This window comes from Nocardia panacis (assembly GCF_003598715.1).
Classification (GTDB): Bacteria; Actinomycetota; Actinomycetes; order Mycobacteriales; family Mycobacteriaceae; genus Nocardia; species Nocardia panacis.
Map to the genome: position 1 here is coordinate 154,763 of NZ_QZFU01000010.1, position 25,839 is coordinate 180,601.

A 25,839-nucleotide genomic window follows, 5' to 3' on the forward strand; every position below is an offset into this window, starting at 1 on the left:
AATCCCTTGCGCCCCTTACACATAGGTATGCCGCCGCACCGACACACCCCAAATATGTGGCCCGGCAAGCATTTTCGCAATCTTGCGGGCAAGCATAACGAACCGGACACGGGATCGCCACTCGAAGGGTAGGAAAATCCTCGCGTACCGACGCGTAGCCGATCGAGCGATCTTGCTATCGTTGACCTTTGGGCCGCAGCCAACCGAAGGTGAGCGAGACCGCACGCTGCCAGTTCGCGTACTCCTCGGCCCGATGCGCCGGGTCCATCCGCGGCGTCCACTGCGCGGCGGGCCGCCAGTTGCGCCGCAACCCCTCTAGATCCGGCCAGTAGCCCACCGCCAACCCGGCCGCGTAAGCCGCGCCGAGGGAGACGGTCTCGGCCACGAACGGACGCACCACCGGAATGTCGAGCACATCGGCCACGATCCGCATGAGCAGATTGTCGGCGGTCATACCGCCGTCCACCCGCAGCGTCCGCGCCTGCAATCCGGAATCGGCGTTCATCGCCTCCACCACCTCGCGGGTCTGCCATGCGGTGGCCTCCAGCACCGCCCGCGCCAGATGTCCCTTGGTGATGTAGGAGGTGAGCCCGAAGATCGCGCCGCGCGCGTCGCTGCGCCAGTGCGGGGCGTAGAGGCCGGAGAAGGCGGGCACGATATAGCAGCCGCCATTGTCTTCGACCGTGGCGGCGAGGGTTTCGATCTCCGGCGCGCTGCCGACCAAGCCGAGATTGTCGCGGATCCACTGCACCAGCGAGCCGGTCACCGCGATCGGCCCCTCCAGCGCGTACACCGGTTCGGGACCGATCTGATAGCCGATGGTGCTCAGCAGGCCGTGTTCGGAACGCACCAACTCGCTACCGGTATTCATCATCAGGAACCCGCCGGTCCCGTAGGTGCACTTGGTTTCCCCACGCGCGAAACAGGTCTGCCCGAACAGCGCGGCGTGCTGATCCCCGAGCGCGGCCGCGATGTCGATGCCCGGCACCACCGTCGTGGTGCGACCGTACGGCGCGGTGCTGGCCTGGATGCGCGGCAGCACGGCGGCGGGGATGTCGAAGAAGCGCAGCAGTTCCGAATCCCACTGGAGTGTGGCCAGATTCATCAGCAGGGTGCGGCTGGCATTGGTGACGTCGGTGCGATGCGCGCCGCCGTCGGGTCCACCCGTCAATTGCCAGATGACCCAGGTCTCCATCGTGCCGAACAGCACCTCGCCGCGTTCGGCGCGCTCGCGCAGGCCCGGTGTGTTGTCCAGCAGCCAGCGCAGCCGGGGCGCGGCGAAGTAGGTGGCCAGCGGCAGACCCGTCAGCTCGCGAATCCGGTGCGCGCCCGGCGCGTTCGCCAACTCGCGCACCAGATCCTCGGTGCGGGTGTCCTGCCAGACGATGGCGCGACCGATCGGCACGCCGGTGCGGCGATCCCACAGCACGGTGGTCTCGCGCTGATTCGCGATGCCCAGCGCCACGATCTCCTCGGCGGCGATACCGGATTCGCGCAGCGCCTGCGGCACGATGCGCCCCACATTGCGCCAGACCTCGGCGGCGTCCTGCTCCACCCAGCCCGGACGCGGATAGCGCTGCTGATGTTCGCGCTGGGCGACACCGACCAAACGGGCGCGCTGATCGAACACGATGCATCTGGTCGAGGTCGTGCCCTGATCGATCGCCATGACATAGCGGGCCGCCACGATCACTGACCTCCGAGATCGCGGGATATCGCGCGCGCCGCATCGCGCACCTGATCGATGAGCGGCTGCCGGAACCGCGACTGCGCGTCGCAGAGTCGATCCAGCGGTCCATTGATGCCGATCGCGCCGACGACCAGTCCGCCGCGACCGCGAATCGGGGCGGCGATGGCGGCGAAACCCGGCCGGAATTCGCCCGCCTCGCCCGCCCATCCGTGCTGTCGGACCGAGGCGAGCACCCGGTTCAGCGCCGCTCGGTCCACGAGGGTGCGCCGGGTGAAGGCCGTCAATTCGCCTTTGCGCGCGGCCAATTCGGTGTCGTAGGCCAGCAGCGCCTTGCCGAGCGCGGTGGCGTGCGGCGCGAGCACCTCGCCGACCTCGAGCGACTGTTCGGAATTGTCGGGCCGGAACACGTGGTGCACGACCACCACCGCGCCCTCGGCCGGGGCGGCGATGCGCACCGCGGCGCCGGTGCGCGCGGCCAGGGCGTCGGCCCAGTTCAGCGCCCTGGAGCGGAGTTCGTTCGCGTCGAGGTTGCCCATGCTCAGGTTCAGCAGCGCCGAGCCGAGCCGGTATTTTCCGGTGGCGTGGTCCTGCTCTACGAAGCCGACGCCCTGCAGGGTGCGCAGAATGCCGTGGGCGGTGGGTTTGGCCAGGTCCAGGGCGGCGGCGATCTCGCCGACACCGAGTCGGCCCGATCCGCGGGCCAGCAGTCGCAGGACCGCCGCCGCGCGCTCGATGGACTGGATGGGGCCTGGCATGCGCCGAAACTTAGTCGGCGGCCGGCAGTTCGACAATGTCGAACACGCGGTAATCATTCAGCAACTCACTCGTTTCGGCCCCCACGCGAGGTCCTTGGGCCGGAACCGTACCGCCGACCGGCGGCCACCGCCGGCCGACACGTTCGACAATGTCGAACGGCAGTGGTATTGCCCCGCTTCATACGGCCGTAACGTCGAAACGACTCGGCCGCACGGCGCGGCCGCGAGCAAGACGGAGGCTCAACGGTGAACTTCGGCTCCATTTTTCTGAGCGAGGCGCTCGGAACCGGAATCCTGTTGCTGCTCGGTGCGGGTGTGGTCGCGAATGTGTTGCTGACCCGCTCCAAGGGCTTTGACGGCGGTTGGTTACTAATCAGCTTCGGGTGGGGGCTCGGCGTCATGGCCGGCGTCTACGCCGCGTACAAAACGGGCGGGCACCTCAATCCCGCCGTCACCATCGGAATCCTGTGCAGCGGTGCGCACGAGTACGCACCGGGCATCGATATCACCTTCGCCAACACCGTCGCCTATATAGGCGGGCAGTTGGTCGGCGCGTTCTTGGGCGCGGTCGCCGCCTTCCTCGCCTACAAGCGGCACTTCGACCTCGAAACCGACGAGGGCAAGAAGCTCGCCGTGTTCTCCACCGGCCCCGCCGTGCGCGGCTACGGGTGGAACTACCTCACCGAGGTCATCGCCACGTTCGTCCTCGTACTGGTCATCCTCTCCCTCGGCCACACCCCGACCGGACTCGGCCCGGTGGCGGCGGCCCTGCTCGTCGTCGGCATCGGCGCATCGCTGGGCGGCCCGACCGGCTACGCCATCAACCCGGCCCGCGACCTCGGCCCCCGGATCGCGCACGCGCTGCTGCCCATGGGCAACTCGGGCCGCAAGGATTCCGACTGGTCCTACGCGTGGGTCCCGGTCCTCGGCCCGCTGACCGGCGGTGTGCTGGCCGGCCTCGCCGCACACGTGTTCTTCTGAAATCCCGCACAGCCTTTCCCGAAAGGACTCGACGATGAGTCGGTACGTAGGCGCCATCGACCAGGGCACCACGAGCAGCCGCTTCATGGTGTTCGACCGCGGCGGCAACGAGATCGCCCGCCACCAGCTCGAACACGAGCAGATCCTGCCGCGCCCCGGCTGGGTCGAGCACAACCCCACCGAGATCTGGGAGCGCACCCGCGCGGTCATCCAGACCACCCTCACCAAGGCCGACCTGCAGGCGAGCGATCTGGCCGCCGTCGGCGTCACCAACCAGCGCGAGACCACCGTGGTGTGGAACCGCGAGACCGGACGGCCCTACGGCAACGCCATCGTCTGGCAGGACACCCGCACCGACCGGATCGCCGCCGAACTCGAACGCGCGGGCCACGGCGAAACCATCAGGCGCAAGGCCGGATTGCCGCCCGCCACCTACTTCTCCGGCGGCAAACTCCGCTGGATCCTGGACAACGTGCCCGGCGTCGCCGAGGACGCCGCGCGCGGGGTGGCCATCTTCGGCACCACCGACACCTGGCTGCTGTGGAATCTGACCGGCGGGGTGGACGGCGGCGTACACGTCACCGATCCCACCAATGCCAGCCGCACCATGCTGATGAACCTCGAGACCTGCGACTGGGACGAGGAACTGCTGGCCATCTTCGGCATTCCACGCGCCATGCTCCCCACCATCGCGCCCTCCTCCAATCCGGAACTGTTCGGCACCACCCGCGCCGACGGACCCTTCGGCGGCGTCGTGCCGCTGGCCGGTGTGCTCGGCGACCAGCAGGCCGCCACCGTCGGCCAGGTGTGCTTCCGTCCCGGCGAGGCCAAGAACACCTACGGCACCGGAAACTTCCTGCTGCTCAACACCGGTCACGAGATCGTGCGCTCCGAGCACGGACTGTTGACCACGGTGGCCTACCAGCTCGGTTCCGCCAAACCGGTGTACGCCCTGGAGGGTTCGATCGCGGTCACCGGGTCCGCGGTGCAGTGGCTGCGCGACCAGTTGGGCATCATCTCCGGCGCCGCGCAAAGCGAATCGCTGGCCAGGCAGGCCGAGGACAACGGCGGGGTGTACTTCGTGCCCGCGTTCTCCGGACTGTTCGCGCCGTACTGGCGTTCGGACGCGCGCGGCGTCATCGTCGGACTGTCCCGCTACAGCAATAACGCCCACCTGGCCAGGGCCACCCTGGAATCCATCTGCTACCAGACCCGCGACGTGGTCGAGGCCATGCAGGCCGATTCCGGTGTGCGCCTGGACATGCTGCGCGTCGACGGCGGTGTCACCGCCAACGAGCTGTGCATGCAGTTGCAGGCCGACTTCCTCGGCGTCCCGGTCTCGCGGCCGGTGGTCGCCGAGACCACCGCGCTCGGGGCGGCCTACGCCGCAGGCCTGGCGGTCGGATTCTGGAGCGGCACCGACGAATTGGAGCGCAACTGGCAGGAAGCCAAGCGCTGGGAACCCACCGCCACCGAGGAACAGCGCGAAAAGGGCTACCGCCGCTGGAAGAAGGCCGTCGAGCGCACCCTCGACTGGATCGATCTCGACGACTGATCGATGCGGCGTCGGCTTCGTCACGACTGAAATCCGCTGCCGCTCTTCAGCGTTATACCTGATACCAAGCAAGGAGAATGGCTGTGTCCGCAAGACTGGACCCCGCATACCGCGCTGCGGCGCTCAACGCGCTCGGTGACAAGGAAATCGACGTACTGGTGATCGGTGGCGGCGTGGTCGGCGCCGGAGCCGCGCTCGACGCCGCCTCCCGCGGCCTGACCGTGACCATGGTCGAGGCACGCGATTTCGCGGCGGGCACCTCCTCTCGCTCCAGCAAGCTCATCCACGGCGGCCTGCGCTACCTGGAGCAACTGGACTTCTGGCTGGTGCGCGAGGCGCTGCAGGAACGCGGCCTGCTGCTGCGCAAACTCGCCCCGCACCTGGTGCGGCCGGTGCCGTTCCTGTTCCCGCTGCAACACCGGGTCTGGGAGCGCGCCTACATCGGCGCGGGCATCGCCCTGTACGACACCATGGGCGGGGCCAGGGCACTGCCCATGCATCGCCACCTGTCCCGCACCCGTGCACTGGCATTGGCGCCCGCGCTGCGCGCGGACGCGCTGACCGGAGCGATCCGCTACTACGACGCCCAGGTCGACGACGCCCGCCACACCATGACCATCGCCCGCACCGCGGCCCGCCACGGCGCGACCGTACTGACCCGCACCAAGGTCACCGGACTGCTGCGCGAGGGCGAGCAGGTCGTCGGCGCGCGCGTCACCGATGTGGAGACCGGGCGCGAGTACGCGGTGCGCGCCCGCAGCGTCATCAGCGCGACCGGCGTGTGGACCGACGAGATGAATCGCATGACCGGCGTGGACTTCCCGTTCCACGTGCGCACCTCCAAGGGGGTGCACATCCTGGTCCCGCGCGAGCGGCTGAACCTGGACACCGGCCTGATCATGCGCACCGAGAAGAGCGTGCTGTTCGTCATCCCGTGGGGCGCGCACTGGATCATCGGCACCACCGACACCGACTGGTCGCTGGACAAGGACCATCCGTCGGCCAGCCAGGCCGATATCCGCTACATCCTCGATCACGTCAATTCGCTGCTGCGCGAACCGCTCACCGAGGCCGATATCGTCGGCACCTACGCGGGTCTGCGGCCACTGCTGTCCGGCGCGTCCGCGAGCGACACCACCAAGCTCTCGCGCGAACACGCGGTGGCCGAACCGGTCGCGGGACTGTTCGTCGTCGCGGGCGGCAAGTACACCACCTACCGGGTGATGGCCGCCGATGTGGTGGACGCGGCGGTACAGGGATTCGGCAAGGCGGTGGCCCCTTCGGTCACCGAGCATCTGCCACTGCTCGGCGCGGTCGGCTATCAGGAAATGGCCGAGGACACCGCCGGTTTGGTTCGGCGCAGCGGCCTGTCCGAGGCGACCGTGCAGCATCTGCTCGGCCGCTACGGGTCGGCGATCACCGATCTGTTCGAACTGATCGAAGCCGATGCGTCGTTGGCCGAATTCCTGCCGGGAACCGAGGAATACCTGGCCGCCGAGGCGGTGTACGCGGTAACGCGGGAAGGCGCGCTGCATCTCGACGATGTGCTCGCCCGCCGCACCCGGATCTCCATCGAGGTGGCCGACCGGGGTCTGGCCGCCGCACCGGAGATCGCCCGGCTCATCGCACCCCATTTGGGTTGGGACGCAGCCGAAACCGAGCGCGAGGTCACTCGCTACCGGGATCGGGTGCAGGCCGAACTGGCCGCCAATGCGGCGGCCGATGATGTCACCGCCAACCGGGCACGGTTGGCGACCGTGGCCTAGTAGCCCGGACGCGGCGCACTCCTGGAGTGCGCCGCGTTCTTCGCGCTAGAACTGCGGCTGCGTCTGATGCGCCGCGACTCCGTGCTCGTAGTCCAACCGGGCCGAGAACTTCGCGATCTCGTAGGCGTTGGTGTACACCGCCAGGGTGTTGTTCTGCGCCTTGAATCCCGGATTCTGTTTGGCCGCGCCGAGCGAGATGCCAACGCCCTCACCGGAACTCGACCAGTTGGTGGATCCCTCGAACGCGACGATCCCGTCCAGCACGCCACCCTTGGTGTGACTGATCTGGTGGGAGTCGGACTGGCCGACCACGAAATCGGCGGCGAAGGTCTCCGGGTCCGCCGCCACGTCCGAGGTCAGGATCTGCTTCTCGTGCGCGCCGCCGGACTGGGATTTGTCCAGCGTCACCTGCACCATGATGGTCGGGTCCTTGGCCAGATCCATTAGAGTCTGGTTCAACTCGTCATCGTCGTAGCCGAACATATTCATCTTCACGCTCAGCGTGGCCCTGGTGAACAGGTGCATGAGCACTCCGTGCACATCGTCGCGGCCCACATAGAAGACCCGCAGGTCCGGGCTGCAATTCGGGCCGAACGCACCCTCGCGGGTGTACTGGGCCAGGTCGTCGAGGGTGAATGTTTGCAGTGTGTCGGGTTTCTCCGCCCCTGTGTTCGCGGGCATGGTCGTGCTCCTCGCTTGTTGCCGGTTCGATATCCCCATCGCGTTCGATCACCGCACACGGGAAAGCCCCGTGTGCCCGGATATCGCGCCTCGTCAGCGGTCGTTAACCGACTGTTCCGGCTGCGAGAAAAGCGGTGAGCAGCGAGGTGCGCAGGCAGGTGGCGTTCTCTTCGGCCGAGGACCACGAGCGAGTGGTCACGGTCATTGCGGCCGCGGGCGGCGCGCCGATGCAGTGCGGGGCGAAAGCGGCGAAGAACTCGGCCGGATCGATCAGCGTTTCGGGAGTGTGCACACCGGGACGGCGCCGGGCCTGCGGCACCGAATCGGCACGGAGCAACTGCAGGGCGGCGACGGCCAGTGGGATACCCGTATTCTCGGCCATGCTCGCCCCCGGCACCTGGGCCAGCGCGGTCGCCGCGCTCGCCCGCTCCCCCGCGCGCGAACCCGTGGCCAGGGCGAAAAGCGGTGGTAGCGAACCGGGTCGGAGCGGACTGGTCGCGGGCAGTAGGCCGAGCGTGCGCTCGGCCACGGCGGCGGCCCGGTCGGCGGTGAGCACACCCCTGGCCACCAACCAGCGCAACGTGCGGCCGACAGTGATGAGCGTAGGGCCGCCGAGCATGACATTGGTGTTGTTGCGCAGCCCCGGCAGCGCCCGATCCAACGTGACCGCCTCCGGATGGCCGAAACTGTAGCCCACGCCTGCACCGATACCGGGATAATCGATGACAATGCGCTCCAGCGCGCGGCGATCGACCGGGAATCCGTTGCGGCGCACTCGAATCGATCCGCTGATCTGGTGGACGGCATGCACGTAGGCCGCGCTCGGTCCATCGCTGTCCGATACGGGCTCGGGGGCGTCCTCGCCGCTCCATGCCGTGATCAAGGAGTCGACGGTATCGAGTTCGCGCGCGGCGAGCAGGGCGAGCAGATTCGCCACGCCCGGACTGCTGCCCATCCCCACCAGCGCGACTGTGCCTGCGGCGCAGGCCTTTTCGTCCATGGCCAGCATGGCGAGGGTGGGTTCCCAGTCGTCGCAGATGTCGATGTAGTCGCGACCGACTTCGATCGCGGCGGCCAGAATCGGTGCGCCGAAGCGGAAGAACGGCCCGACGGTATTGAGAACCAGGTCGCATTCGGCGAGGGCAGCCCGCAGCGCGGGCGCGTCGGTGACATCGAGTCCGACGCCGATCGCCTTGGGACCCAGCGTTTTCGCGAACTCGACCGCGCGCTGCGCGACCAGATCGGTGACCACCAGCCTGTTGACCTCGGGGGCGCGTGCCAGCGTCGCGGCGGCGGCTCGACCCATCTGACCCGCGCCGCCGAGCATGAGCAGATCCGTCATCGGTCGCCGTCCTCGCACTCGGGGCCGGGACAGTGACGCGGGCGCACCAGCAGCACATCGGCATTCGCGTGATTGGCCACGACATGGCCGAGCGGGCCTACGGCATCGCAGGCCGCGCCCGCGCGCCGATGGCCGAGCACCATCAGATCGGCGGCGTAATCGGTTGCCACGGTGAGCAATCCCTCGCGCACCGAACCCGGCACCGCGTACGGCGTGATGTGGCGCGCCCCCAGCGCCTCGGCCTGTCCGACCGCTGATTGCAGAATGCCGTCCACCCGCGCGGTGACCCGCAGCAGACGCTCGGCATCGGCGTAGGAGTCGATGGGCGAGAGGCGACGGGCGCCGATCGAACTGTCGTAGGCGCAGGCAATGATCAACTCGGCCCGCGATATTCGGGCCAATAGGGCGGCCCGATGTAGGGCCGCCAGCGATCCGGCGGAGCCATTGGCGCCCACGAGGATGGTCCGGTACGGGCTGGAAGATTCCACGGAAATCATGTCGCCACTCCTGTAAATAGACAGTGACTATCACCCTTACCGGCGACTATACGGAGCGGCGGTTGAACCTGCAAGTCACTTTCAGGATTTGTTTCCGCCGCGTGACACGGGTGCGGGAAAGGTCAGCATCGCCTCGGCACTGCGGGTCAGCGCCTCGATGACATAGGTGAGCGCCTCGGCCAGCGGCATGGCGAAACCCGTCTCGCCCCAATAGTCCAGCGCGGCATCGAAACCCCAGGCGGCCGAGGCGGCCAACAGCCGCACATCCAGGTCACCCTGATCGCGGCCGAGCCTGCGGGCGATCATCGCCCGCAACTCGACCTCCAATTGCCTTGTCTGCCGCGCCAATCCGTCGCGCACGTCGGGTTGACTCACCACATAGCGCATCCGACGCCGAATCCGCTCCTCGTCGGCGGCCAGTTCGTGCACCAGCGCGGGCACCGCCGCGCGAATCATCTCGATGAACTCACCGGGCGCCACGGCCTCGGATTCGTCTGCCGTGCCGAGCAATTCGATGAACTGCGGGTCGTACTCGTCCCACAGGATCAGCGCCTCTTTCGTCCCGAAGTAGCGGTAGATCGAACTCGGGGACACATTGGAGGCGATGGCCACCTGCTCCACGGTGACACTGCGGAAGCCGTGCTCATCGAACAGGTCGAGGGCGACACGCTGGATCTCGCGCATGGCAAGCAATTTCTTGCGCTCCCACACCGACATGGTCGCCTTCGATGCGGGCGCGTTCGACTCTGAACGGGTCACGGGCACAGCTTAACGGCGCCCGGGAAAAACAGAAAGTCACTTGCAGGATGGCGTGTCCCGCTCGTAGACTCGCCACGAGCTGGGAGTCGCTTTCAGGTGGGAGATGTGCCATGGCGCAACTGGACTCGATGCCGACGCGGATCGAATCCGTACCGAAACCGGGACTCGCGCATCGCTGGGGAGCCTTCGTCGCCGCGCACTGGCGCACCGTTCTCGGCGGGTGGGCGGTACTGCTCGTCGCCTGCGCCGTCTGCGTGCCTGTACTCGAAAGTAGGCTGCGCGCACCGGATTTCACCGTCGATACGGCGGAATCGGCACATGCGCGCCAGGTCCTGGCCGATCACTTCCCCACTATCGGCGCGGAACAGGATGTGGTGGTCTTCGACGGACACGGCCGCTCGGTGCGCACGCCGGAATACCAGGAGGCCGTGACGCGCGCCCTGACCGCGGTGCGCACCACACATGATGTCTCCGAGGTGCTCGGCCCTTTCGACGGCGGCCCCATCAACCTCATTGCCGCCGACCAGAGTTCGGCCATCGCCATTGTCAGCCTCGTCGGCACCGAAACCCGCCGCGGCGCGATCGCCGACGAGATCACCGGCAAGTTGCGTCGAATCAGTTCCAGCACGATATATATCGGCCTCACGGGACACTCCCCGCAGCAGAACGACCAGATCCGGGTCGGCGTCGAGGATACGACGCAGGCCGAGGCCATCGGCCTGCCGGTGGCGCTGCTACTGCTGGTGCTGGCCATGGGCGCGCTGGTAGCGGCGGCCGTGCCGGTGGGTATGGCCGTGGCCGGGATCGCGGGCGCGTACGGACTGATCTTCCTGCTGTCGACGCTGCTGCATTTCGACACGCTGGTGCTGGCCGTAGCCACCATGATCGGCACCGGCGTCGGCATCGACTACTCGATGTTCCTGGTCAGCCGATTCCGAGAGGAGCTGGCGCACACCGGGATCGAGGACCGACGCGCCGGGGTGCGCAGGGCCGTCGCGGTGACCGTCGACACCACCGGCCGCAATATCCTCGCCTCCGGCCTGATCGTCATGATCTCGCTGGGCGCGCTGTTCGTGGTGCGGGTGCCCATCTTCCGCGCCGTGGCGGGCGGGGTGGCCGCCGCCGTCGCGGCCGCGCTACTGATCTCGCTCACGCTGCTGCCCGCCGTGCTGGCCGGTCTCGGCCACCGGATCAATGCCGGATCGCTCCCCGCCCGCTTCCAGCCACCGGATACCCGCGCCGTACGCGGCGAAAGTCGCTGGGAGCGCTGGGCCGCGACGATCATGCGGCGACCGGTCGTCTTCGCCTGCGCGGCACTAGGAGTGCTCGTGTTGTCCGCGCTGCCGCTGGCCGGGATGAAGTTCGGCTTGGACGCCGGTGTACAGGCATTGGCCGAACAGCCTTCGGGGCGCGCCACGCAGGTCATCGAGCAGAAGTTCGCCAGTGGACTGCTCGCCCCGCTGCAGATCGTGGGGACCACCCGCGCGGACGGACCGCTCGACGCCGAGCAGGCGCGGCGCACTCGGGAATTCTTCGCCAAGATCGGCGATGACCACCGCATCGCACAGGTGCTTCCGGAAACGGTCGAAGGTCGCGCGGTGGCAACCGTGATTCTGCGCATCCCCTTCGATTCGACCGATGCCACCGATCTGGTGAAATCCCTGCGGGCCGACGCGCGAAAAATCGGCGAATCGGACGGACCGGTGCTGCGGATCGGCGGCGCGACGGCGGAATACGTGGATTTCGGCAATGAGATCACCGACCGATCCGCATTGGTGTTCGGCCTGGTACTGGCCGCCTCGTTCATATTCCTCATCATTGTCTTCCGCAGTGTGCTGCTGCCGATCGAGGCCATTCTCATGAATATGTTCGCCATTGCGGCGGCCATGGGAATCACCGTCGCGATATTCCAATGGGGGCTCGGCGAGAATATTCTCGATTTCCACAGCAGGGGTTTTGTCCAGGTGTTTCTGCCGACCGTCGTCTTCGCCGTACTGTTCGGTCTGTCCATGGATTACGAGGTATTTCTCATCGGTCGCGTCAAAGAGATCTGGGATCGCGATGGAGACAATGAGAGCGCGGTGGCGGCGGGCCTGGCCCACACCGCGCGCCCGATCAGCACCGCGGCCGCCATCATGGTGGTGGTCTTCGGCAGTTTCGTGACCGCACATGTGTTGGAGGACAAGCAGATCGGCTTCTCCCTCGCGGTCGCGGTCGCCATCGACGCGATAGTGGTCCGACTCATCCTGGTCCCCGCGCTGATGCGACTGTTCGGCCGCTGGAACTGGTGGCTGCCCAGCATCTCCGGAAAGCGGTTTCCGGTGCGCCGACGCAGAGTTAACCGAAAAGTCTTCTTGCTGAAACCCGAAAAAGCCGATCGCATGTGACCGCGTTCACAATGTCGATCGTTCGTTGTGCAGCAGATTTCCGATATCCTGTTCGACCCCGATACGTAAAGTGACGTTTCCTGGCGGGACCGTAATCATCATGCAATAATTCTTTACGACAGCGAGCCGCGTGCGATCCGGTCCACCGGGGTGCCCACGCACGCACGAGCTCGGTCACACATCGATCTCGCTACGAGATACGACCAGGGGCGTGTGCGGGAATTCAGTAGGCACGCCCCGCACAGGGGTGATTTAGGCATGAAGGAACAGATAGCCGACACCGGGGTCTTCGATTATCGCGGCACACTCGGCTGTGCCATCCCCATTTCCGGCGACGGCGTCTCGGGCGAGATCGTCGAGATTCCGATAGACGCGGTCGAGAGCAGCGAGTTCCTGCGGGTGCGCGCGGTGGACAGCGGACATACCCAGTTGCTCGCGCAGTCGCTGCAGACGCTGCCGCCGATCGTGGTGCACCGCGACAGCATGCACGTCATCGACGGACTGCACCGCCTCGCGGCCGCGAGATCCAAAGGACTGCGCACCATTCCGGTGCGCTACTTCGACGGGTCGGCCGAGGCGGCGTTCGTTCTGGCAGTGCAGTCGAATATCGCGCACGGTCTGCCACTGTCGCTGAAGGATCGCAAGGTGGCCTCGCTGCGCATCATGCTCATGTATCCGACCTGGTCCGATCGCCGAATCGGGGTGATCACCGGCCTCGATCACAAGACCGTCGGCGCCATCCGACGACGCGCGGCTGGGGAAATTCCCCAGACGCCTGCGCGTTTGGGGCGCGACGGCAGGGTCCGCCGACTGCGCGAACCCGCCGCGCCACGCGCCGAGACCGCGCGGCCGAGGACGTTGCGCGGGCACGCCGCGGTGGTGCGCGCGGTCTCCCCCAGCACGCAGCCCGCCGCGGCCACCCTCATCGACCGACTGCGCCGCGACCCGTCGCTGCGCCTGTCGGAGACCGGCCGCCAATTGCTGCGCTGGCTCGACGCCGCACCGCGCACCAAGGCCGAGTCGGTGGAGTTGGCCGGGCAGCTGCCCGAGCACTGCCTCAACCTCATTCACGAAATGGCGCGGCAGAACGCGCAGCACTGGCAGGGCTTCGCGGCCATGATCGGCGACCGCCTCGACGCCCGCGTCGGGGTCATCGCCCCGGCCGCCAACTCCTGAATTCTCGCTGAAAAGCGCGCCGGATCGGTCCGGCGCGCTTTCCGACATGCACCGGACCGCATTCGTGCGGCCCGGAATAAGACGTGCGCGGAACAATTCATATCACGCGTCATCGAATTGGGGTCACAGAGCGGACATATAACACCAATCGGTCATTCTACCGGCGCACATTGACGCTTTCGCGGGGTGTACTGAACGATTGACCGAGGGCGCACAGGCCCTGGATTGGAGCTGATCCGATGTCATCGTCGAACGAAAAGAGCACCAGGATCGAGTCGATCGGAACCTATCTTCCGACCACCTCCGTCTCGACCGACGAGCTGCTCGCGCAAATCAATTCCAGAAAGGCGCCGCCAATCGAGGCACTTACCGGAGTTGCAAACAGAAGGGTTTACGACCGGTCCGCCGAGTCGTACGAGGATTCCTATGTTCTCGCCGTGAAAGCCGCCAATTCGGCCCTGGCGAATTCCCGCTACCGCGCCGCCGATATCGATGTGGTGATCTCCACCTCGATCACCCGCCGACGCGGATCCGACCGATTCGGCATCGAACCGACCCTGGCCGCGGCCATCGCCGAGGGGATCGGCGCGCACCGGGCCGCCGCCTTCGACCTCGGCAACGCCTGCGCGGGCATGGTCACCGGAGTCATGGTGCTGGACCGCATGATTCGCCAGGGCCGCGCCCGCGTCGGACTGGTGGTCAGCGGGGAGCAGATCACCCCGATCGCCGAGACGGCGGTCCGCGAGATCGCCGAACAGTACGATCCGCAGTTCGCCTCGCTCTCGGTCGGCGACGCGGGCGCGGGCGTGATCATCGATACCGCCACCGACGACGCCGATGTCATCGACTATGTCGAATTGATGACCTCCGCCGGCTACGCGGAATTCTGCTTCGGCATGCCGAGCGACCGCACCGAGGGTGTGGCCATGTACACCGACAACAAATCCATGCACACCGAGGAGCGCTACCTCCAGGGCGTCACCTGGTATCTGGATTTCCTCCGCAACCGCGGCACCCGCATCGAGGAGGAGAAATTCGACTTCATTATTCACCATCAATTCAGCAGTCGGGCGCTGGACTATATCAACGCACTGCTGGAACGCGAATCCGGCGTCCCGGCGCCGACCAGCCTGACCGTCATGGAGGAATTCGGCAACACCGCCTCCACCTCGCATTTCGTCGCGCTGCACGAACACATTCGACGCGGCACCATCGCGCCCGGCGCGAAAATCCTGATCATTCCATCCGCCTCCGGCATGGTGTACGGCCACATGTCGGTGCGGGTCTCGGCACTGGGAAGTTGATATGCCTGTCTCGATAGTCGCCTCGGCGGTGGTCCGCGAACCGGAGGCGGCCGGATCCATCGACCGCGCCACCCTCGCGGTGCGCCGCTGCCTGGCGGCCGCGGATCTGGCGCCCGACGCGGTGGATCTGCTGATCAATACCGGCGTCTACCGCGACGACAACCTGATGGAACCCGCTATCGCCGCGCTGGTGCAGAAGAAGACCGAGATCAACCTGTCCTACACCGGCCAACCCGCGCCCGCCCTGTCCTTCGACCTGATGAACGGGCCGTGCGGCTTCCTCGACGCGATCGAGGTGCTGGAGACCAACTTCGGCGCCGCGGGGCGCGGCAGTGACGTCATGGCCGCGGAGCGCGGCAGTGGCATTAACGCCGCGGGGCGCGGCAGCGGCATTAACGCCGCGGGGCGCGGCACCGGCGTCATCGTCTCGGGAGACGGACACCCCGCCCGCGTCACGCCGACCGATGTCTATTTCCCCTATCAGGCCACGGCGGCGGCAGTGCTGGTCCGCCCGAGCGCCGACGGCGGATTCGGCCGCGTACACCGCGCGAGATCGGTTGCCCCGCAAAAGCCGATCGGCTACATCCCGCTCACCGCCATGGGTGGACGCGGGCGCGGCACCGTCGTGGTCACCCCGCCCGAGCAAGCCGCGCTGGAACGCGGTCTCGAGATCGCCATCGATGTCACGCGCCGCTGCCTCGACGCCGAGGGCCTCGATCCGGCCGCGGTGACCCTGCTCGCCGCCGACCCGTGCCCCGGTTTCGCCGAATCCGTCGCCACCGCCCTCGGCATCGACCGCCTGCACATCCCACTGACCGAGGGCAATCCGCACACCGCCGCCCTCCCCTTCGCCTATCGCGCCTGGCTCGACGCCGCCGAACCCACCGGGCAGGCGCTGTTCCTCGGTGCCGACGGCCATTCCGTCGCGAGCTGCGCCGCCTACCGATTCGCTTGAACCCCTTGATCTTTCAGGAGAGACACCCCATGTCCGAGGATTTCCAGACCCGCCCCGACCTGCTCACCAGGTCCGGACTGGCCGCCGTCGAGGCAGGCCGACTGCTGTGGTGGACCGGCTTCTACGGCGCCCGCTACGCGCTGAGCGGCGCACGCCGCAAGGGTGCGGCGGGCCAGGTCAGCGCCGCCAAATTGCTGCGCGGCTACCTGCTGAGAATGGGTCCGCTCTACATCAAGGCGGGTCAGGTACTCGGCACCCAAACCGGTCTGCTGCCGCGCGAGGCCACCGAGGAATTCCGCTCCTTCTTCTCCGGACTGCCCCCGATGAGCCGCAAGGAGCTCGAGGAGACGCTGCGCACCAACCTGCGCGCACCCGTCGATCAGCTCTTCGCCCAGTTCGATTGGGAGCCGGTCGCGGTCGGCTCGGTCGCACAGGTGCATCGCGCGGTACTCGAATCCGGCGAGAAAGTGGCCATCAAGGTGGTCAAACGCGGTGTGCCGGAACGACTCCAGGCCAGCGCCAGCGTGCTCGGCGGCTTGCTCAGCGGCGCCCACCTGCTCATACCCGCGGTCCGCAAACTCGACGGACCCGCCCACTTCAACGAATTGCGCCCCTTCGTCACCGGTCAGTGCGATATGCGCGCCGAGGCCCAGCGGCAGCGGGCCGTCGCGGAGAACTTCGGCTCGCACCCGTTCCTGCGGGTGCCCCGCGTACTCGACGAATACAGCACCGAGCGGGTGCTGGTGATGGAGTACATCGACGGTATCTCCGGCGAGGACGTCGACCTGATCGATCCGGAACAGCGCCCCGAACTCGCGCGGCGCATGCAGGACTGCTTCGACACCATGGCCTACTTCCACGGCCTGTTCCACGTCGACCCGCATCCGGGCAATGTCATGTTCCGCGACGGCGGCGAGATCGTGCTGCTCGACTTCGGTCTGGTCGGCGAGCTGAACGAGGACGACAAGTGGGCGCTGGCCGGCTTCTATTTCGCCTGCACCCGCCAGGAATGGGCGCATGCCGTCACCAGGTTCACCAATGCCTTCCTCGAGGAGCGCGGCACCCTGGACCGGCACTACGCGGCCTACGCCGCCGAGATGGCCGATATCCTCAAGCTCTACTTCCTGGACCAGACCGACAAGTGGTCCACCATGTCGTTCTTCGACGACGCCACCGCCCTGCTCAACCGCTACGGCGCGCGCCCGACCACCCGGTTCACGCTGCTGTCGCTGGCCTTCCTCACCGGTGAGGGTTTCGTGTCCGTGGTCGATCCGCAGATCGATATCTGGGCCAACGCCCGGCGGTTCAACGACCGCTACTCCCCTTATATGAGCGAGGAACTCTCGCGCCGGTTCGAGGAGGAGATCGGCGCCAAGAGTCCGCTGTCCCTCGCCATCAAGGACAATCCGGAGCGCGCGCTCATCGCACCGACCCACCTGGACCGCTACGTCTTCCCCAGCCAGTTCCCGATGATCATCGAGGAGGCCAAGGGATCGCGGGTCCGCGATATCGACGGCAACGACTACATCGATCTGTCCTGCGGATACGGCCCGCACATCCTCGGCTACGCACCCGAGGTCGCGGTCGAGGCGATCCAGAAGGCGGCGGCCAAGGGTGCGGTCAACGCCATGGGCAATCGCGCGGAACTCGATCTGGCCGAACTGATCTCCGACGCCTTCGACCCGCTGACCAATGTGGTGCTGTGCAATTCGGGCACCGAATCGGTGCAGGTCGCGTTGCGCATCGCCCGCGCGGCCACCCGCCGGGACAAGGTGGCCAAGTTCGAGGGCCACTACCACGGTTTCACCGATCAGGGCACGGTGAGCTCCTGGTTCGTCTTCAGCGGCGAGAAATACAAGCCGCGGCCGATCAACTCGGCGGGCGCGCAGCGGGCCGTCACCGACCGCACCGTACTGCTCCAGTACGGGCATCCCTCGGCCATCGAGTCCATCACCGAGCACGCCGAAGAACTGGCCGCCGTGATCATCGAGCCGATGCCCGGCGCGACACTCGACTACGACACACCGTTCCTGGAGCAGTTGCGCAAGGTCTGCACCGACAACGGGATCGTGCTCATCTTCGACGAGGTGGTCACCGGTTTCCGGGTGCACTTCGGCGGCGCGCAGCATCTGGCAGGCGTGCGCCCCGACCTGACCTGCCTCGGCAAGATCATCGGCGGCGGTCTGCCGTGCGGCGCGGTGGTCGGACGGCCCGAGATCATGGAGTTCGGGCGCACCACCGGCGACCCGTTCCGCGATGTGGACGAGCGCGCCTTCGTCGGCGGCACCATGAGCGGCAACTCCATCACCACCTCGGCGGGCCTGGCGGTGCTGGAATACCTTGGGCGCCATACGGATATCTACACCGACCTGGACGCCAACACCCGTCGCCTCATCGGCGACCTCAAGGCCACCACCGACGAGCGCGGCATCGCCTGCAAGATCAAGGGTTCGCACTCGATGTTCAATATCGCCTTCGACTACGCCTCGCCGAAATTGGTGCGCGACAAGATCGCGGGCACCAATATCAAGGCCAGCATCGCCCTCGCCTACTACATGCGCCCGCACGGGGTGTACTTCCCCGAACTGCACGGACTGTTCCTCAACGCCGCCCACACCACCGCCGACCTCGACCACATCGCCGAGGCATTCGGCAAATGCGTCGGCGAGATGGAAGAACACGGACTGTTCCTCGCCTGAGCCGCACCATTTTTCGAGGAGACGAGTCGAAATGCTGATGGAGCGCATCGAATCCGACGACCGGCGCGCACTCGCCCCACCCGGCCCTCGCCTGCCGTGGCCGATCCAGACCGTGGTGTTCACCTGGTGGCGGCACCTGTGGGCCAAGAGCCTGCGCGAACGCTACGGCGATGTCATCTCGCTGGATATCTACCCGTGGCGCAAGGTCATCCTGCTCTACGATCCCGCCCACATCGGGGCCATGTTCACCTCCCCACCCGCCAGATTCCATGCGGGCGAGGGCAATCGGGTGATGGCGCCGGTCATGGGCGAACGCTCGGTCTTCATGGCCGACGACGCCGAGCACCGGCGGCTGCGCAAACTGATGGCACCGCTGTTCGGCAAATCCGCCGTGCGCGGCTACCTGGACACGGTGCGCGAACTGACCGAGCGCGAGGTCGAAAGCTGGCCCGTGGCCGCATCATTCGAAAGCCACCACCGGATGCGCGAGTTGACCCTCGACATCATGTCGCGGGTCACCTTCGGCCTCACCGACGGCCCGCGCCTGCATCGGCTGCGCGAACAACTCGGGCGACTGCTGAATATGGACCTCGCGGTGCTCATGGGACTCAATGTGCCCGCCGCGCGTCGCTACGGGCCGTGGCGGCGCGCGCTGGAACTGCTCGGCCGTATCGATGCCCTCATCTACGAGACCATCGACGAACGCAGGAACGCACCGGATCTCGCGCAGCGCGGCGATGTGCTGTCGCGACTGCTCGCGGCAGGTGACGGCCCGGAGCGACTCAGCGCCAAGGAAATCCGCGACCAGGTGATCACCCTGCTCATCGCGGGCCACGAGACCACCGCCACCGGATTGGCCTGGGCGCTGCACGAATTGGCGCGCAACCCGAAGGTCGCGCGCGACGCGGCGCGGGCCGCGCTCACCGACGACACCGCCTACCTCGAGGCGGTGGTGAAGGAATCGCTGCGGCAGCATCCGGTGATCTTCGAGGTCACCTGGACGCTGACCGAGGACGTCGAACTCGCCGGCTACCGCCTGCCCAGAGGCGCGACCCTCATGCCGATGATCGGCATCGTGCAGAACGATCCGGCCAACCATCCCGAACCCGATCGGTTCCGGCCGGAACGCTTTCTCGGCGGGGAGATTCCACCGTCGACCTGGATTCCGTTCGGCGGCGGCGCGCGCCGCTGCGTCGGGGCGAATTTCGCCATGATGGAGGCCACCGAGGTGCTGCGGGTGCTGCTGTCGCGGCGCACCATCACCACCGATCGGCGGCGACCCGAGGCGGCCAGTTCCAAACATGTCGCCTTCGCACCCGCCGGTGGGGCACGCATCAGCGCACCGCCGCTGTCCGAGATCGACCGGGTGCCGCGATGACCGGCTATCTCGACCGGACAGCGGTCATCACCGGCGCCGGATCCGGTATCGGACAGGCGCTGGCGCGGCGGCTCGCGGCGGCGGGCGCGCGGCTGGCACTGTCCGATATCGACGAGATCGGATTGGCCGAAACCGTCCGGCAGGCAAAGGTTTTGGGCGCGCAGGTACGCAGCGACGTCGTCGACGTGCGCGATTCGGTCCGAATGGCGAACTACGCCCAGACGATTCGCGCCCAATTCGGCACCGTGCATCTGATGTTCAACAATGCGGGCACCACCTTCGCCGGATCGGTCGAGGAGACCGAACTCGCCGACTTCGAACGCGTGCTGGCGGTGAACTTCTGGGGTGTGGTCAATGGGACCAAGGCATTCCTGCCGCATCTCATCGCCTCCGGCGACGGACACCTGGTCAATGTGTCCAGCGTCTTCGGTCTGGTCGGGTTTCCGGGCCAGGGCGCCTACAGCGCCTCGAAATTCGCGGTGCGCGGGTTCACCGAGGCGCTGCGCATGGAACTGCGCGCCGCGCATCGCCCCGTGCGGGTCACCTGTGTGATTCCGGGCGGGGTGAAGACGGGCATCGTGCGGAATTCGCACGCGGCCAAGGGCATCGACCTCTCCGCGCTGGTCGAGTCCTTCGACCGCGATCCCGGCGTGACCGCCGACACCGCGGCCCGCGTCATCCTCGACGGTGTCCGGGCCGGGCGCGCTCAAGTACTCGTCGGCCGCGACGCGCTGGTCCTCGAACTGGGCCGTCGACTGCTCGGAACCGGATACCAGCGCATCGTCGGCCCCATCGGCGCGCGCTGGCTCGAACAAGTGCGCGCACCGCGCCGGGACCTACTACGGGAGCCGAAATGAGCCCGGAAATCACCGAAGCGGAGTTCGTCTCCTACGTCAGCGCCGCCACCGACAGCGAATTGGCCGCCCTCATGGCCGATCCCGACCAACGCCGCACCATTCTCGATCGCATCTTCGAACTCTGGTGCGCCGGAATCGATACCAACAAGACCCGCAAGGTCGAGGCCATCATCCGCTGGATCATCGGCACCCCGCCCGACACCTGGGATATGCACATCTGCCGCGGCGCCTGCACCGCCATCCACGGCCCCGGCGGCCTGCGCGCCGACACCACCATCACCGTCGACGACGTGGCCTTCCTGCGCGTCATCACCCGCCAGGCAGGCGGCCTGCAACTGCTCGCCACCGGCCGAATGATCGTCAAAGGCAGTATGTCCACCGCCCTGCGCATGGACGGCTGGTTCCGCTGAATCCGTAGCGCCGCAGCCCATCCGGTCGCGAAACCGGATGGGCTGCTCACGCCTCGAAGGTTCCTTCGAGTCTGCTGCGGGATCCGGGATGCAGCAGGCGGGCAGAGCTGACCAGGCCCTTGGCGGACCAGGTGCGGCGGCGGATCTGCAGGCAGGGTTCGGTGCGGCGGATGCGGAGGAGTCTGGCCTCCTCCGGATTGGCCTGCACTGCTTCCACCACGTGCTCGCCGCGCACCAAGGGGGCTACCGCGCTCAAGTAGCGGTTGGGGGTGACGGTGGTGAAATCCTGGGCGAGATAGTCGGGGACGATCACCGGGTCGACGAAGCGGTCCTCCAACTGGATCGGCACATCGTCGTCGAAATGCACCAGCACCGAATGGAAGACGTGATCGGCGGACCAGTCGGCCGGCAGGGGATGTTCCGCCAGAGGCTCGCGACGCAGCAGGACCACGCCCATGCGATGACGGTGGCCGCGGCGCTGGATCTCGTCGGCGATATTGCGCACCTCGAACAGCGGGGCCGCCACCTTCGCGGGGGCGACGAAAGTGCCGACGCCCATATTGCGCACCACCACACCCGCGGCGGCCAGCTCGCGCAAAGCTCGATTGATCGTCATCCGGGAGATACCGAGTTCGCGCACCAACTGGTGTTCGGAGGGCAGTTGGTCGCCCGCGACCCAGCGTCCCGCGCCGATCTGCGCGCGAATCAGCGTCTTTATCCGCTCGTAGGCGGGCGCGGAACGCGGTTCGGCGGCGGCGTACAGCTCCCGCAGATCCACATCGTCCACCACACCGGCCATTGCCGCGCCTCCCTCGGTCCAGGCACAGCCTAGCCGTTGACACGAACCTGTATATACAGGAATATGCATCTGGGTTGTTTCAGTGACCCAGGGCACAACCGAGGGCGCAAGCCGGGCTCCACCGCATCGCACTTCCGTAGCTGCTCCTCCATCGACGGAAGGCGGAAATCCATGCCGCACAACGAGTCCGATAGAAGGCCTGCCATTGAGCAGCGCACCATCGAGGTCATCCCCGACGCCGAACGCCACGGCACGCCACTGAGCCAGTTCACCCTGTGGTTCGGCGCGAACATGCAGATCACCGCCATTGTGGACGGCGCGCTCGCGGTCGTCTTCGGGGCGGACGCGCTGTGGGCGATCATCGGCCTACTGCTCGGCAATGTGCTCGGCGGCATCGTGATGGCACTGCACTCCGCGCAGGGACCCAGGCTCGGACTGCCCCAAATGATCTCCAGCCGCGCCCAATTCGGCGTGTACGGCGCGGTGCTGCCCTTGCTGCTGGTGATCGTGATGTACCTCGGATTCGCCGCGACCGGCACGGTGCTGGCCGGGCAGGCGGTGAACAAGATCCTGCACATCGACAATCCGACCGTCGGCATCCTCATATTCGGCGCGATCACCGCCGTCGTCGCCGTGACCGGATATCGACTCATCCACGTTATCGGGCGCATCGCCACGGTCGTCGGCGTCCTCGGATTCACCTACCTGGGTATCAGGCTTTTCCTCGAATACGATGTGAGCGCGGTGATCGGCGCGAAATCCTTCGACGCCGTCACCTTCGTCCTGGCCGTCTCCCTCGGCGCGGGCTGGCAGCTCACCTTCGGACCGTACGTCGCCGACTATTCCCGCTACCTGCCGCGCCACACGAGTGAGCGCGCCACCTTCTGGGCGACCTTCGCGGGCAGCGTGATCGGCTCGCAGTGGTCCATGACGCTCGGCGCGTTGGTCGCGGCAGTCGCCGGCAAGAAATTCCTCGGCAACCAGGTCGGATTCATCGGCGATCTCGCCGGGCCGTCCATGGTGGCGCTGCTCATCTACCTCGTGATCGTCACCGGCAAGCTGACCGTCAACTGCCTCAACGCCTACGGCGGCTTCATGTCCATCCTCACCTCGGTGACGGCGTTCACCGGGCGCTCCACCACCTCGGCCCTGGCCCGCGGCGGCTACATCGTCGGTTTCACCGCCGTCTCCATGCTCATCGCCATCGCCGCCAGCGCCGACTTCCTCGACAATTTCAAGAATTTCGTTCTCACCCTGCTGATGGTCTTCACCCCGTGGAGCGCCATCAACCTCATCGACTACTACCTGATCTCCCGCGAACGCATAGATATCCCAGCCCTTTACAACCCCGACGCCCGCTACGGCCGCTGGAACCGCACCGCCCTCACCGCCTACCTCCTCGGTGTCCTGTCCCAAATCCCCTTCCTCGCCCAAAAGCTCTACACCGGCCCCATAACCACCCTCCTCGGCGGCGCCGATATCTCCTGGCTGGTAGGCATCCTCGTCACCGCCGCCCTCTACTACCCCCTGGCCCGCCGCACCCCCAACACCCCCACCCAAATGATCTATCCCCCAAACTTCCTCCCAGATTCCGCTACCTCTCAACCCCATTCACGTACATAGTCATCAGCCCGGAGCCCTGACCGGTGCGATCCCGAAGCCGGGTAGACTTCCGCACGGGTCGGGGTTGGGGGCCCTCTTAGCCGCAGGACTGACGAGCGAGGAGTGGCCGTGAAATATTTCAACACCTCCGGGCCGTGCGACCCGGATCTGCACTACATGCTGCCCGCCTCCGAACGGTTGCCCAATGCAATGCGTTACATTTCGCGCGGACAGTACTTCGTCGTGCACGCGCCGAGACAGTCGGGGAAAACAACCACCGTTCAGCAGATGGCGTATCAGCTCACGGCGACAGGCAAGTATGCGGCCCTGAGCTTTTCATGCGAAATGGCAGCGCCCTATGGTGGTGATTTCAGCGGGGCAGAACAAGCGCTTCTGGACAACATCACCTTGCAAGCCGAATTGCAAGCGTTGCCACCAGAGTGTCAGCCCCCGACCGAGTGGCCTTCCTCTGCGGCCGGATCAGCTTTGAATAAGGGGTTGGGAACTTGGGCACGTAACTGCCCGAGGCCACTCGTTCTGTTCTTCGATGAAATCGATGCGATGGGCGGCGAAAGCCTGCGCAGCGTCTTGCACCAGCTTCGAGCTGGATACACATACCAGAAGAAGAGTTTTGTTCATTCGATTGTGCTGTGCGGACTTCGCGATGTCCGCGACTACAAGGCGGCTTCGGGAGGCGATCCAACCCGGCTCGGCTCAGCGAGCCCATTCAACATCAATGTCGAGTCGATGCGAATCGCGGACTTCACCCTCGCAGAGGTGACGGAACTGTATCGACAGCACACCGCCGAAACCGGACAGAAATTCACTACTCGCGCAATCGATCTCGCCTATTACTACACCCAGGGACAGCCCTGGTTGGTCAATTCGCTCGCCGCCGAGGTGATCGAACAGATGCGGGTCGAGACCGACATCACCGACGACCACATCGACGAAGCAAAGGAGCGGTTGATCCTGGCGCGCGCCACACATTTGGACTCGCTCATCAAAGTACTCAACGAGCCGCGGGTACAGTCGGTTATCGAACCGATAGTCGCTGGAACACTTCCGGATGTCGATCCCGTCTTCAACGATTCCATCGCCTATGTGCGTGATCTCGGACTCATCGCCCCCACCCGGCCCGCCAGGATTGCCAACCCGATCTACCAAGAAGTCATCGTGAGAGTCCTCGGCGGCGTCATCGAAGAGGCGATCGTCGCCGAACCGCGCAACTTCCGCCTCCCTGACGGCCGCCTCGATTTCCGGCTACTCCTTACCGAATTCGCCAACTTCTGGAAGCAGAACGGTGAGATCATGGTCGCGAAACACGGCTACCATGAAGTTGCCCCTCAATTGGTGATGATGGCGTTCCTGCATCGAGTCGTGAACGGCGGCGGCCATATCGACCGCGAGTACGGCGTTGGTCGAGGCCGGATCGATCTTTTGATCCGTCAGCCGTACAAAAACGCCGAGAACCAGCGAACCTGGCAACTCGAAGCACTCGAACTCAAGGTATGGCGCGACAAGCAGGCCGACCCGCTTGCCACCGGACTCGCCCAACTGGACGGTTACTTAGACCGCCTCGGTCTGAATACGGGGGTGCTGGTGATCTTCGATCGACGCAGCGATGCCGAATCCATTGACAAGCGAACCAATTTCACGACGGCTGCGAGTCCTGCGGGGCGGGAGATCACACTCCTTCGCGCATGAGGTTCAGCGAAGCCGTCGTAACGGTGGCGAACGCGCTGTTGGGGGTATGAGTCGTTGCCGCGGAGGAGAAACCGGCGGCGGCGGTGAGGCCGATGGCGAGGGTGCCGGAGACCAGGGCGAGGGCAGCCATTCTGGTCATCGCGCGTTTGGTGCGCGGGTGGGGTTGGGTGGGAACTCGTCGCATCGTGGCTCCTTTGCCTTTCTGCCGGCGACTTCTTCTACTGAGATCCAGAGTAGGTAGTCGGCCGCTCTGATCGCCGACCGGTGAGGTAGGACACCGGTTATGCGGAGCACATCCGAGAGAGCGGGGAATCAATCCGGTCGCTGCGTCGATATCAACTACCGCCGAACTCACCGACCTCGATCCGACCGATCCCGCCGAATCCCGTCTGCTGGCCGCCGCTTTGACCATCCACCGGCTCTATCCCGCGCAGGCGCGCGAGGATCGCTGACACGCCGGGCCGGGTCACCCAACCTGCCAATAACTAATGGTTTGCTAACTGCACCGGAACCCCTCCGGCGTTAGGAGCGATCCGGCC

The 25,839-nt window shown here is 66.3% G+C and carries 21 protein-coding genes; 13 read left to right on the plus strand and 8 right to left on the minus strand.

From position 1 onward, the window contains the following. Positions 1-175: 175 nt before the first annotated feature. Both glpK (D5S18_RS02670) and D5S18_RS02675 read right to left on the minus strand, forming a co-directional pair. Positions 176-1,669 carry a glycerol kinase GlpK gene (gene glpK, locus D5S18_RS02670; protein WP_439651076.1) on the minus strand — a complete coding sequence of 498 codons (1,494 nt, stop codon included), beginning with the start codon at positions 1,667-1,669 and terminating at the stop codon, positions 176-178. A gap of 20 nt (positions 1,670-1,689) precedes the next feature. Continuing rightward, positions 1,690-2,445: an IclR family transcriptional regulator gene (locus tag D5S18_RS02675; protein ID WP_120037607.1), complete on the minus strand. Its 756-nt coding sequence runs from the start codon at positions 2,443-2,445 to the stop codon at positions 1,690-1,692. Positions 2,446-2,691: 246 nt separating this feature from the next. On the opposite strand from D5S18_RS02675, the gene D5S18_RS02680 reads away from it, so the two are divergent. The 3 genes from D5S18_RS02680 to glpD all read left to right on the plus strand — a co-directional run bounded on the left by D5S18_RS02680 (position 2,692) and on the right by glpD (position 6,747). Continuing rightward, positions 2,692-3,426: an MIP/aquaporin family protein gene (locus D5S18_RS02680; RefSeq protein ID WP_120037609.1), complete on the plus strand. Its 735-nt coding sequence runs from the start codon at positions 2,692-2,694 to the stop codon at positions 3,424-3,426. 34 nt (positions 3,427-3,460) lie between these two features. Next, positions 3,461-4,981, plus strand: a complete 1,521-nt coding sequence (gene glpK / locus D5S18_RS02685; protein WP_120037611.1) for a glycerol kinase GlpK — start codon at positions 3,461-3,463, stop codon at positions 4,979-4,981. A 77-nt stretch (positions 4,982-5,058) separates the two neighbouring features. Then, positions 5,059-6,747, plus strand: coding sequence for a glycerol-3-phosphate dehydrogenase (gene glpD, locus D5S18_RS02690; RefSeq protein ID WP_120037613.1), 1,689 nt, complete (start codon positions 5,059-5,061; stop codon positions 6,745-6,747). 45 nt (positions 6,748-6,792) lie between these two features. Here glpD and D5S18_RS02695 read toward each other — a convergent pair whose 3' ends face one another. From D5S18_RS02695 to D5S18_RS02710, 4 genes are all read right to left on the minus strand, one after another. Then, positions 6,793-7,428 (minus strand): phospholipase D-like domain-containing protein, encoded by a 636-nt coding sequence (locus tag D5S18_RS02695; RefSeq protein WP_120037615.1) that lies wholly within the window; start codon positions 7,426-7,428, stop codon positions 6,793-6,795. 103 nt (positions 7,429-7,531) lie between these two features. Beyond that, entirely contained in the window at positions 7,532-8,770 is a 1,239-nt protein-coding gene (locus tag D5S18_RS02700) for a saccharopine dehydrogenase family protein (RefSeq protein ID WP_203236547.1), read from the minus strand. Continuing rightward, positions 8,767-9,267, minus strand: coding sequence for a universal stress protein (locus D5S18_RS02705; RefSeq protein ID WP_120037617.1), 501 nt, complete (start codon positions 9,265-9,267; stop codon positions 8,767-8,769). The genes D5S18_RS02700 and D5S18_RS02705 overlap by 4 nt, the downstream gene beginning before the upstream one ends. An 81-nt stretch (positions 9,268-9,348) precedes the next feature. Beyond that, a complete protein-coding gene (locus tag D5S18_RS02710) occupies positions 9,349-10,026 on the minus strand; it encodes a TetR/AcrR family transcriptional regulator (RefSeq protein WP_147403827.1) in 678 nt (225 codons plus the stop codon). Between the two features lie 110 nt (positions 10,027-10,136). Between D5S18_RS02710 and D5S18_RS02715 the strand changes: the two genes are divergently transcribed. The 8 genes from D5S18_RS02715 (at position 10,137) to D5S18_RS02750 (ending at position 21,192) form a co-directional block, all read left to right on the plus strand. Beyond that, a complete protein-coding gene (locus D5S18_RS02715) occupies positions 10,137-12,413 on the plus strand; it encodes an MMPL family transporter (RefSeq protein ID WP_239003488.1) in 2,277 nt (758 codons plus the stop codon). A 258-nt stretch (positions 12,414-12,671) separates the two neighbouring features. Further along, the gene (locus tag D5S18_RS02720; RefSeq protein WP_120037621.1) at positions 12,672-13,589 is read left to right on the plus strand and encodes a ParB/RepB/Spo0J family partition protein; all 918 of its coding nucleotides are present in this window, start codon (positions 12,672-12,674) and stop codon (positions 13,587-13,589) included. 437 nt (positions 13,590-14,026) lie between these two features. After that, the gene (locus D5S18_RS02725) at positions 14,027-14,893 is read left to right on the plus strand and encodes a 3-oxoacyl-[acyl-carrier-protein] synthase III C-terminal domain-containing protein (RefSeq protein WP_239003489.1); all 867 of its coding nucleotides are present in this window, start codon (positions 14,027-14,029) and stop codon (positions 14,891-14,893) included. Between the two features lies 1 nt (position 14,894). Then, on the plus strand, positions 14,895-15,848 hold the full coding sequence (locus tag D5S18_RS02730) for a beta-ketoacyl-[acyl-carrier-protein] synthase family protein (protein WP_120037625.1): 954 nt from the start codon (positions 14,895-14,897) through the stop codon (positions 15,846-15,848). A 29-nt stretch (positions 15,849-15,877) separates the two neighbouring features. Further along, complete coding sequence (locus D5S18_RS02735) at positions 15,878-18,547, plus strand: aminotransferase class III-fold pyridoxal phosphate-dependent enzyme (protein ID WP_120037627.1); 2,670 nt, start codon at positions 15,878-15,880, stop codon at positions 18,545-18,547. Between the two features lie 31 nt (positions 18,548-18,578). Beyond that, a complete protein-coding gene (locus D5S18_RS02740; RefSeq protein WP_239003490.1) occupies positions 18,579-19,925 on the plus strand; it encodes a cytochrome P450 in 1,347 nt (448 codons plus the stop codon). After that, complete coding sequence (locus tag D5S18_RS02745) at positions 19,922-20,782, plus strand: SDR family NAD(P)-dependent oxidoreductase (RefSeq protein ID WP_120037629.1); 861 nt, start codon at positions 19,922-19,924, stop codon at positions 20,780-20,782. The genes D5S18_RS02740 and D5S18_RS02745 overlap by 4 nt, the downstream gene beginning before the upstream one ends. After that, complete coding sequence (locus D5S18_RS02750) at positions 20,779-21,192, plus strand: SCP2 sterol-binding domain-containing protein (protein ID WP_120037631.1); 414 nt, start codon at positions 20,779-20,781, stop codon at positions 21,190-21,192. The genes D5S18_RS02745 and D5S18_RS02750 overlap by 4 nt, the downstream gene beginning before the upstream one ends. Before the next feature lie 46 nt (positions 21,193-21,238). On the opposite strand, the gene hutC is transcribed toward D5S18_RS02750, so the two are convergent. Then, positions 21,239-21,991, minus strand: coding sequence for a histidine utilization transcriptional repressor HutC (hutC, locus tag D5S18_RS02755; protein WP_120037633.1), 753 nt, complete (start codon positions 21,989-21,991; stop codon positions 21,239-21,241). Between the two features lie 171 nt (positions 21,992-22,162). Between hutC and D5S18_RS02760 the strand changes: the two genes are divergently transcribed. Both D5S18_RS02760 and D5S18_RS02765 read left to right on the plus strand, forming a co-directional pair. Continuing rightward, complete coding sequence (locus D5S18_RS02760) at positions 22,163-23,614, plus strand: purine-cytosine permease family protein (RefSeq protein ID WP_120037635.1); 1,452 nt, start codon at positions 22,163-22,165, stop codon at positions 23,612-23,614. Between the two features lie 108 nt (positions 23,615-23,722). After that, positions 23,723-25,300, plus strand: coding sequence for an ATP-binding protein (locus D5S18_RS02765; RefSeq protein ID WP_203236548.1), 1,578 nt, complete (start codon positions 23,723-23,725; stop codon positions 25,298-25,300). On the opposite strand, the gene D5S18_RS34315 is transcribed toward D5S18_RS02765, so the two are convergent. After that, positions 25,281-25,484: a hypothetical protein gene (locus D5S18_RS34315; protein ID WP_147403828.1), complete on the minus strand. Its 204-nt coding sequence runs from the start codon at positions 25,482-25,484 to the stop codon at positions 25,281-25,283. The genes D5S18_RS02765 and D5S18_RS34315 overlap by 20 nt on opposite strands. Between the last annotated feature and the right edge of the window lie 355 nt (positions 25,485-25,839).